The organism is Mycobacterium aquaticum, from assembly GCF_002086485.1.
GTDB classification, from domain to species: domain Bacteria; phylum Actinomycetota; class Actinomycetes; order Mycobacteriales; family Mycobacteriaceae; genus Mycobacterium; species Mycobacterium aquaticum.
The window spans coordinates 222,639-231,554 of the sequence record NZ_MVHF01000007.1; the positions used below are offsets into that span (position 1 = coordinate 222,639).

Below are 8,916 nucleotides of genomic sequence, written 5' to 3' on the forward strand. Positions count from 1 at the left end.
GGCAGTCCAACGTTGTCGAGGCGGTTCGCCATCCCCGAACCGGGTCCGGGGATGGCGAAATCACCTCAGTGCGCGATGGCCTTCTCGGCGCCGACACCGGTCAGCGACCGCACCTCCATCTCGGCGTTGAGTTCGGGATTGCCGCGGTCCGACGAGCTCAGCGTGCCGATGACGCCCAGCAGGAACGCCAGCGGGATGGACACGATGCCGGGGTTGGCCAGCGGGAACCAGGCGAAATCCAGGTTGGGGAACATGGCTTTCGGAGTACCCGATACGGCCGGGGAGAACACGATCAGCACGATGGTCGACACCAACCCGCCGTACATGCTCCACAGTGCGCCACGGGTGTTGAACCGGTGCCAGTACAGCGAGTACACGATGGTCGGCAGGTTGGCGGCGGCCGCGACGGCGAAGGCCAGCGCGACCAGGAACGCGATGTTCTGCCCGTTGGCCAGGATGCCCAGCACGATGGCGAAGACGCCGAGGACCACCGCCGTGATCCGCGAGACCCGCACCTGTTCCTCTTCGGTCACGTTGTGGGACTTCAGCACCGAGGCATAGACATCGTGAGCGAACGATGCCGACGCGGTGATGGTCAGCCCGGCGACCACGGCCAGGATGGTCGCGAAGGCCACCGCGGAGATGATGCCGAGCAGCACCACGCCGCCCAACTCGAGGGCCAGCAGCGGGGCCGCGGAGTTCTCCTTGCCCGCGGCGGACAGGATGCGGTCGGGGCCGACGATCGCTGCGGCGCCGTACCCCAGCACCAGGGTGAACAGGTAGAACGCGCCGATCAGGGAGATGGCCCAGACGACGGAGCGCCGCGCTTCCTTGGCGGTGGGCACGGTGTAGAAGCGCATCAACACGTGCGGCAGGCCCGCGGTGCCCAACACCAGCGCCAGGCCCAGCGACAGGAAGTTGATCTTGGAGGTGGTCGACCCGCCGTACTGGGCGCCCGGGGCGAGGACGTCCCGGCTGGCGACGCCCTTGGTGGTGGCACCGGAGATCGCCGACTGCGCCGAGCCCAGGATTTCGGAAAAGTTCAGCCCGAACCTGGCCAGCACCATGAACGTCATCAGCGCGGCGCCCGTGATCAGCAGGACGGCTTTGATGATCTGCACCCAGGTGGTGCCCTTCATCCCGCCCACCAGCACATAGATGATCATCAGCACGCCCACCACGGCGATCACCACGGACTGCCCGGCCTTGCTGTGCACGTTGAGCAGCAGCGCCACCAGGCCGCCCGCGCCTGCCATCTGGGCCAGCAGGTAGAACAGGGACACCGTCAGTGTCGTGGTGGCCGCGGCCAGCCGTACCGGGCGCTGTTTGAGCCGGAAGCTCAGCACGTCGGCCATGGTGAATCGGCCGGTGTTGCGCAGCAGTTCGGCGACCAGCAGCAGCGCCACGAGCCAGGCCACGAGGAAGCCGATGGAGTAGAGGAAGCCGTCATAGCCGTACACGGCGATGGCCCCGGCGATACCGAGGAAGCTGGCCGCCGACAGGTAGTCCCCGGCGATGGCGATGCCGTTCTGCGGGCCGGAGAAGGCCCGGCCGCCGGTGAAGAACTGATCGGCGGAGCGGTTGTTGCCGCTGGCCCGGATCACCACGAACATCGTGATGACGACGAAGGCGCCGAAGATGGCGATGTTGGCGATCGGGTTGCCGACCGAATCCGCTGCTGCGAGAAGCGTGTTCACTGGGTAGGCCCTTCCAGCTCGGTGCGGATGGCCGCGGCCCGGGGATCGAGCTCGCGGTTGGCGAACCGCACGTAGACGCCGGTGATGACGAACGTCGTGACGAACTGGCCCAGGCCAAGCAGCAGGCCGACATTGACATTGCCGAACACCTTGGTCGCCATGAAGTCGTGCGCGAAGGCGCCGAGTACGACGTACAGGCCGTACCAGAGCAGGAAGAACGCCGTCATCGGGAACACGAACCGGCGCAGCTTGCTACGCAGCTCCTGAAACTCCGGACTGGCCTGGGCGGCGAGGAATTGCGCGCCGCTGGGCACGACGCGTGGCGGAAGGTCGGTCTCGGGCACCGGGGCTCCTTGAGGTTGTCTGTGAGGCAGCTGGGAATCGAACCTAGATGAGATGTGAGTCACAATCGAGGCGATACGCCGAAGCCGGGTGTCGGTGCGCCGAGTGGTCGGTCAGTCACGGTGAGCGGTGGGTCCTTTTTCCCTGCCGAGCAGACGCGGCGGTACCGGAACAGCGGCGTGTCGCGGCCCCGAGCGTCTGCTCGGCGGAAGAAATCAGCCCCGCGGCACGCGCTCGACGCCCATGCCGAGGCGCTCGGGCACATGCATGCGGGCGAAGATCTGCGCCACGTTCGGCGTGGCCCGGGTGAAACGGCTGACCACGACCATCGTCAGGAACGCCAACGGCACGCTGATCGCGGCCGGGTAGCCGACCATGACGGCCGGCCAGCCACCGAGCACGTCCTCGTCGACGCCGCCGGCGATGGCCACCGTCACTGCGCCGCCGCACACGCCGCCACCCGCCACCAGCCCGCATGCTGCGCCAGTCACCGTCAGCCCGCGCCACCAGATGCCGAGGACCAGCAGCGGGCACAGCGTCGACGCCGCGACCGCGAAGGCCAGACCGACACTGCGAGAGAGCTCCAACCCGGACACCACCAGCGACAGCGGGATTGGGATCAGCCCGCCGATCACCGCGGCCACCCGAAAGTCCCGCACCCGCCCGCGCAACACGTCGGTGGCCAGCGCGCCCGCGATGCTGACCAGCAGTCCCGACGACGTGGCGAGGAAAGCCGCGATGGCCCCGGCCGCCACCAGGGCCGCCAGCAGCTGGCCACCGACGCCGCCGATCGCGGCGCCGGGCGCCAGCAGCACCGCCGCGTCGGCGGTTCCCGTGATCAGCAGTTGCGGAACGTACAAGCGGGCGAACACGCCCAGCAGCGTCGGGAACAGATAGAACAGCCACAGCAGGGCGATCACCGCGAGCGCGGTACGCCGGGCCGCCCGACCGTCGGGGTTGGTGTAGAAGCGCACCAGCACGTGCGGCAGGCCCATGGTGCCGAGGAACGTGGCCACGATGATCGACACCACCTGATAGAGCGGATGGCCGCCACCCAGCCCGCCGCCGGAGGCGATCCATTCGGTGCCGGTGCTCGGCGCTCCGGCCACGACGGGGGTTGCGGCGCCTGCCGCAAGGGTGAGCGTGGTGCCGGTGCCGAGCGTGTGCTCGCCCGCGTTGCCGATCGCGACGGCCTCGACGTGCTGTCCGTCGAGGGTGCCTGTCACGGTGATGCCTGCCGGTTCGGTGACGTGCACGACGACGGCGGTGTCGACGGCGACAGTGGTCTGCTGATGCACGGTCGGCGGCAACGGGCCGCCGAGTTCGCCACCGCCGCCGATGAACAACCCCAGCAGGGCCAGCGCCGGGACGGCGATCGCGGTCAGCTTGAGCCAGTACTGGAAGGCCTGCACGAAGGTGATCGAGCGCATGCCGCCTGCCACCACATTGGCGATGACGATCGTGCCGACCAGCAGCGGGCCGATCCAGACCGGCACTCCCAGTATGGTTTTCAACGCTAGACCGGCGCCCTGGTATTGAGGGGCCAGGTAGAACACACAGATCATCACCACCACGAGCATCGCCAGCTTGCGCAATCGAGCTGAGCCGAGCCGGAATTCGGCAAAGTCGGGAACGGTGTAGGCGCCCGAGCGGCGCAGCGGCGCCGCGACGAACAGCAATAGTCCCAGATAGCCCGCGGTGAAGCCGACCGGATACCACAGGGCGTCGGCGCCGTATTTGGCGATCAGCCCAGCGACCCCGAGAAACGATGCGGCCGAGAGGTATTCACCGGAGATCGCGGCCGCGTTCCAGTGTGGGCCGATGGTGCGCGAGGCCACCAGAAAGTCGGAGGTGGTGCGCGACAACCGTACTCCGTAGGTGCCGATGGCGACGGTGGCGACGGCCGCGGTCAGCAGCGCCGCAGCGGTGAGCGGTGAGCCGGTCATGGTTCGCTGTCGACGACGCGGACGAAGTCACGTTCGGCCTGCTCGGCCAGCCGCACGTAGAGCCGCCCGATGCAGTACAGCAGGGGATAGGCCAGGCCCGCCAGGATGAACCAGTTGAGGCGAATGCCGAACACGCTGTGCGCGGCCAATTCCGGGAAGGTCGTGGTGATCACCAGCAGCGCGACCGCGATGGCGACCACGACGGCGGCGAGTCGCAAGGCCAGGCCCAGCTGGGCCCGCACCAGGCCGCGCACCAGTGCGTCGCCGACCTGCGTCTGCTCCTGCACCTCGACGCGGGTGCGCACCATGCGGGCACCGCGCCGGTGGGCGAGTACGACGCGCTCCCGCTGCGGTCGGTCACTCATCGGTCGGTTTCAGGTTGCGCATCGGATCGCGGACCACGCGGTCGCGGAGTTCGCGGGCTTGGCGCCGGCTGACCGGCAGCTCCACGGCAGGGGAGGATCCGTTGGCGCGCAGCCGGACCAGCACGGCCCCGTCGGCGGTGCGCAGCCCGGTGACCATCCGCAGTGAGACCAGGTAGGACCGGTGGACGCGTTGAAAGCCATGGTCGCGCCATCGGGTTTCCAAGGTGCTCAACGGTATTCGGACCAGATGTGCGCCGGTCGTCGCATGCAGCCGGGCATAGTCGCCCTCGGCCTCGACCCAGCTGATGCTGTCGCGGGGCACCAGCTGGGTGATGCCACCGAGTTCGGCCGGGATCACGTCGGAGTCCTGGTCGTCCGACGCGGTTTCGGTCGGTCGCGCCGCAGCGGCCCCGTCGGCGACGCGTCGCACCGCCTCGTCGAGCCGGTCCTGCCGGATCGGTTTGAGCAGATAGTCGACAGCGCCGACGTCGAATGCCGCCACGGCCTTGTCGTCGTGCGCGGTCACGAACACCACGGCGGGCCGGCTCGCGAAATTGGTGAGTACACCGGCCAGTTCGATGCCCGAGAGCCCCGGCATGTTGATGTCGAGGAACACGGCATCGATGGGGCGCCGGTTGAGTTCACGCAGGGCCGAGGTGGCGTCGCCTGCGGTGTACACGTCACCGACGCACGGGTTACGGCCCAGCAGGTAGGCCAGCTCGTCGAGTGCGGGTGCCTCGTCATCGACAGCCAGCACGGTCAGGGTCCGGCTCACGCGCGGACTCCTGAGCGGAACTTCGGTACCCGCATCATGACCTTCGTGCCTGCCCCGATCGCCGTTTCGACCACCAGACCGTAGTCGTTGCCGAACGCGGCCCGCAGCCGATGGTCGACATTGGTCAGCCCGACGTGCGCGGACTCGTCGCTGCGATGTGCCAGCGCATCGCCCGGCCCGGCCCGTAGCGTCTCGGGGTCCATGCCTGCGCCGTCGTCCTCGACGGTGATCACGCAGTCCGATCCTTCGTCGCGAGCGATGATCTCGATCGACCCGCCGCCCTGACCGGCCAGCCCGTGCCGCACCGCGTTCTCGACCAGCGGCTGTAGCGCCAAGAACGGCACGACCACGCTGAGCACCTCGGGCGCCACCTGCAGCCGGACTGTCAGTGCCTGGCCGAACCGGGCGCGTTCCAGCGTCAGGTACCGGTCGATGTTGCGCAGTTCTTCGGCCAGCGTGGTGTACTGCCCGGCCGCGCGGAACGAGTACCGGGTGAAATCGGCGAACTCCAGGATCAGTTCGCGGGCCCGGTCGGGATCGGTGCGCACGAACGAGGCGATCGTGTTGAGCGCGTTGTAGATGAAGTGCGGGCTGATCTGGGCGCGCAGCGCGAGCACCTCGGCGCGGTCCAGCCGGGCCCGCGAAGCGTCGAGCTCGGCCAGTTCGATCTGGCTGGCGGCGTACCTGGCGACCTCGCCGACGGCGCCGAGCATGCCGGGGCCCGGTGTGGTGCCGGTGACCACGACGAGTGCGCCGAGCACCTCGCCGCCCTCGGTGAGCAGTGGTTGCGCGACGACCGTCGTGGTGCGCACGCTTCTGAGCACGCGGCGCTGGCCGGTGATCGACTCGGCGGCGGTGGCCGTGCCGCTGTCGACCACGTCGGCCGGCCAGACGGGTTCGTCTTCGGGGTCCCGCGCCAGCGGTGAACCGTCGTCGTCATACAGCGCGAGCCCGTCGGCCCCGGTCAGCTCGCGCAAGAACGGCGCGGCGGTACGTGCGGATTCGCGGTCGAGACCGCGGCGCAGGGCCCGCGCGGCCTGGGCGGCGGTGTGCAGCGTCGCGTGCACCGCGCGCTCGGTCGGGGTCGCGACCACCCGGCGGGTACGCACTACCACGACGGCGGCCACTGCCGTCAGCATCAGCGCCAACGTCAGCGCTATCGCAACGTCGCCGGACATGTTGCGGCCAACCTTAAACCGGTGAGGTGGTCAAACCGCTGATCACTGAACCGGGCAGGCGTACTTTCTGGCCACGTCCATCACCCGCTGCTGCGCTCCGGGCCCGATCACCCCTTGCGCCGCCAGCTCCAAACCGATGTATCCGGGTAGACCGCCGATGCAGGCCTGGTGGGCGACGCGCCACGCGGTGTCCGGGTTCAGGTGGTAGCCGTTGCGGTCTAGCCCTTGCAGGTATTCGTCGAATTCCGGCGTGCCCTGGTCCGGCACTGCATTGGCGGTGGCGGCCAACGCAATCGCGGTGAGCACGGCTGCGAATAGAGGTGCAACCACACGTCTCATGTCCATCTCCTATGGGCATATCCACCCGTCATCGCGTACACGTTCGCACACCGCACCGACACAGACGGCAAAACTCCGGCATCGCGTGGTCCTAAACTGGCGAGGTGGCGAAACTGCAGCTCGTTCAAGACCCGGCCGCCGATGCGCTGCTCGAGGAGAATCCGTTCGCGTTGCTGGTCGGCATGTTGCTGGATCAGCAGATCCCGATGGAGACGGCGTTCGCCGGCCCCAAGAAGATCGCGGACCGCATCGGCGGCGTCGACCCCGTGCAGATCGCCGAGTACGACCCGGAGGCATTCGTCGCGCTGTGCTCGGAAACCCCTGCGATCCACCGGTTTCCGGGGTCGATGTCCAAGCGGGTGCAGGCCCTCGCGCAGGCCATCGTCGACGAATACGACGGTGACGTGACCAAGCTGTGGACCGCGGGCGACCCGGACGGCAAGGAAGTGCTGAGGCGGCTCAAGGGCCTGCCCGGTTTCGGTGATCAGAAGGCGCGGATCTTCCTGGCGCTGCTGGGTAAGCAGTACGGCGTGACACCGAACGGTTGGCGCGCCGCGGCAGGCGACTACGGCAAGGCCGGTACCCACATGTCAGTGGCCGACGTGGTCGATGCCGGGTCTCTGCAGAAGGTGCGCACGTACAAGAAGCAGATGAAGGCGGCAGCCAAGGCTGCCAAGGCCTGACACCCGGATTTCTCGTTGGCTCCGCGGCTATGGCGTGGAAGTGCGAGTGGGCAGCGCCGTCACCGCAGAGTGAATGCGGCTGACGGTGGCCCTCTCGTTGGCTCCGCGGCTACGGCGTGAAAGTCCGAGCAGGCAGCGCCCTCACCGCAGAGTCAGCGCAGGCTATGACCCCGTGAACGGTTCACCGTCGAAGCGCTCGCGGGTGGCGATCTCGGCGACCGGTCTGCGGGTGAGCTTGGTGAACTGACGCACCGGCTTGCCCATGGGCACCACCGCGGCGACCGCGAACTCCTCGGGTATGCCGAGCAGTGCCTTGACGCGCGGCTCCTCGGGCACCGCCATGGTGGTCAGTACGCCGCCGAAGCCTTCATTGCGGGCGGCCAGCAGGATGTTCCACACGAACGGGTACACCGACGCGCCGGACACCACGCCGATCCGGTCGAGGTTCTGATCGAGCGCGGCCACCACGCCGAGGTCGACACAGACCACCAGCACTACCGACGCTTCGAGCAGTTGGGTGGCAGGCGGCACCTCGACAGCCGCGATCTCTTCGTCGGATACGCCGGGGGAATGCAAAGGGTTCCAGGGGTTCTCACCGTTGCGCTGTTGCGCGATGTACCGGCGCGCGCCCGTGACGCTGAGATCGGAGAGCGCCTCGCGGGTGTGCCGGTCGCGGATCACCACGACGCGGGTGCCCTGCCGGTTGCCGCCGCTGGGGGCGAACCGGGCGTTGTCCAGTATGCGTTCCAGTACGTCGTCGGGCAGTGGTTCGTCGGTGAACTGGCGGGTGGCGCCGGTGGTGCGCATGACGTCGTAGATCTCCATGCCTACATCTAACTCATCTATGCGATGGTGTTGATATGGCGAAGACACATCTCAACTGCCCGTGCGGCGAGGCGATCACGGGAACCGACGAGGACGATCTGGTCGAGAAGGCCCAGGCGCATCTCGCCGAGGCACACCCGGGCCGCGAGTACGACCGGGACATGATCTTGTTCATGGCCTACTGACGGGTCCTGAAGGGGCCAAACAAAATTCCCGGCCGCCAGCAGGTTGCCGGCGACCGGGAATTCCGTTTCCCCATTTTTCGTGATGTTGTCAGGGCACCACCGTCGAGCCGATGGTGGGCATGAACTGGCATTGCTTCTCGGTGGTCGACACCTGCCCGAAGATCGTCGAGATGATGCTGCCCGAGCCGGTGTCGGCGACAGCGGTCAGCGTCGTCGGGCCCTGCGGGTTGATGTCCGACCGCGGCGTGAGCGTCGCGCTGCCCGACTTGCCCGTCGTCAGGTTCACCCAGGTCACGTTCAGCGGTAGCTTCTGCTCGGCTGCGGGGCCGGGCGTGCCGATCGCGGTGAAGACGTAGGCAGTCTGGCCCGGGCCAGGTCCCGGGGTCGGGATCTTGGCCGGACCGGCAACCGAAATCGCCGTCGCCAGAACGTTTCCGCCGTCCTTCAAGCATCCGTTGCTGATCGACGGGTACATGAAGTCCTGCGTGACCGGGCTGTCCGGCCCGAATCCCGGTGTGGCTGCGGCCGCGGGAGCCGCCGCAGGGGCGGGGTCAGGTGCCGGGGCCGGTGCAGCCTCGGGG

Annotated in this window: 11 protein-coding genes; 2 read left to right on the plus strand and 9 right to left on the minus strand. The window is 68.2% G+C overall.

Annotated features, from left to right (window positions below; genetic code table 11):
- Positions 1-65: 65 nt before the first annotated feature.
- The 7 genes from BST13_RS10490 to BST13_RS10520 all read right to left on the minus strand — a co-directional run bounded on the left by BST13_RS10490 (position 66) and on the right by BST13_RS10520 (position 6,648).
- Positions 66-1,697, minus strand: coding sequence for a solute symporter family protein (locus tag BST13_RS10490; protein ID WP_083163354.1), 1,632 nt, complete (start codon positions 1,695-1,697; stop codon positions 66-68).
- On the minus strand, positions 1,694-2,041 hold the full coding sequence (locus tag BST13_RS10495; protein WP_083163357.1) for a DUF485 domain-containing protein: 348 nt from the start codon (positions 2,039-2,041) through the stop codon (positions 1,694-1,696). The genes BST13_RS10490 and BST13_RS10495 overlap by 4 nt, the downstream gene beginning before the upstream one ends.
- Positions 2,042-2,254: 213 nt before the next feature.
- Positions 2,255-3,985 carry a sodium/solute symporter gene (locus BST13_RS10500; protein WP_083163360.1) on the minus strand — a complete coding sequence of 577 codons (1,731 nt, stop codon included), beginning with the start codon at positions 3,983-3,985 and terminating at the stop codon, positions 2,255-2,257.
- Positions 3,982-4,350, minus strand: coding sequence for a hypothetical protein (locus BST13_RS10505; RefSeq protein WP_083163362.1), 369 nt, complete (start codon positions 4,348-4,350; stop codon positions 3,982-3,984). Before BST13_RS10505 ends, BST13_RS10500 begins: the two co-directional genes overlap by 4 nt.
- On the minus strand, positions 4,343-5,125 hold the full coding sequence (locus BST13_RS10510; protein WP_083163365.1) for a LytR/AlgR family response regulator transcription factor: 783 nt from the start codon (positions 5,123-5,125) through the stop codon (positions 4,343-4,345). Before BST13_RS10510 ends, BST13_RS10505 begins: the two co-directional genes overlap by 8 nt.
- Positions 5,122-6,303 (minus strand): sensor histidine kinase, encoded by a 1,182-nt coding sequence (locus BST13_RS10515; RefSeq protein ID WP_083163368.1) that lies wholly within the window; start codon positions 6,301-6,303, stop codon positions 5,122-5,124. The genes BST13_RS10510 and BST13_RS10515 overlap by 4 nt, the downstream gene beginning before the upstream one ends.
- Positions 6,304-6,345: 42 nt before the next feature.
- Positions 6,346-6,648, minus strand: a complete 303-nt coding sequence (locus BST13_RS10520) for a DUF732 domain-containing protein (protein WP_083163371.1) — start codon at positions 6,646-6,648, stop codon at positions 6,346-6,348.
- A gap of 98 nt (positions 6,649-6,746) precedes the next feature.
- Here BST13_RS10520 and BST13_RS10525 point away from each other — a divergent pair, with 98 nt between their 5' ends.
- The gene (locus BST13_RS10525; RefSeq protein ID WP_083163374.1) at positions 6,747-7,325 is read left to right on the plus strand and encodes an HhH-GPD-type base excision DNA repair protein; all 579 of its coding nucleotides are present in this window, start codon (positions 6,747-6,749) and stop codon (positions 7,323-7,325) included.
- Positions 7,326-7,487: 162 nt separating this feature from the next.
- Here BST13_RS10525 and BST13_RS10530 read toward each other — a convergent pair whose 3' ends face one another.
- Complete coding sequence (locus BST13_RS10530) at positions 7,488-8,150, minus strand: nitroreductase family protein (protein ID WP_083163377.1); 663 nt, start codon at positions 8,148-8,150, stop codon at positions 7,488-7,490.
- A 35-nt stretch (positions 8,151-8,185) separates the two neighbouring features.
- Here BST13_RS10530 and BST13_RS10535 point away from each other — a divergent pair, with 35 nt between their 5' ends.
- Entirely contained in the window at positions 8,186-8,335 is a 150-nt protein-coding gene (locus BST13_RS10535) for a DUF1059 domain-containing protein (RefSeq protein WP_018598918.1), read from the plus strand.
- 88 nt (positions 8,336-8,423) lie between these two features.
- On the opposite strand, the gene BST13_RS10540 is transcribed toward BST13_RS10535, so the two are convergent.
- A partial coding sequence (locus BST13_RS10540; RefSeq protein ID WP_483869185.1) for an Rv1157c family protein occupies positions 8,424-8,916 on the minus strand: 493 nt, incomplete at its 5' end.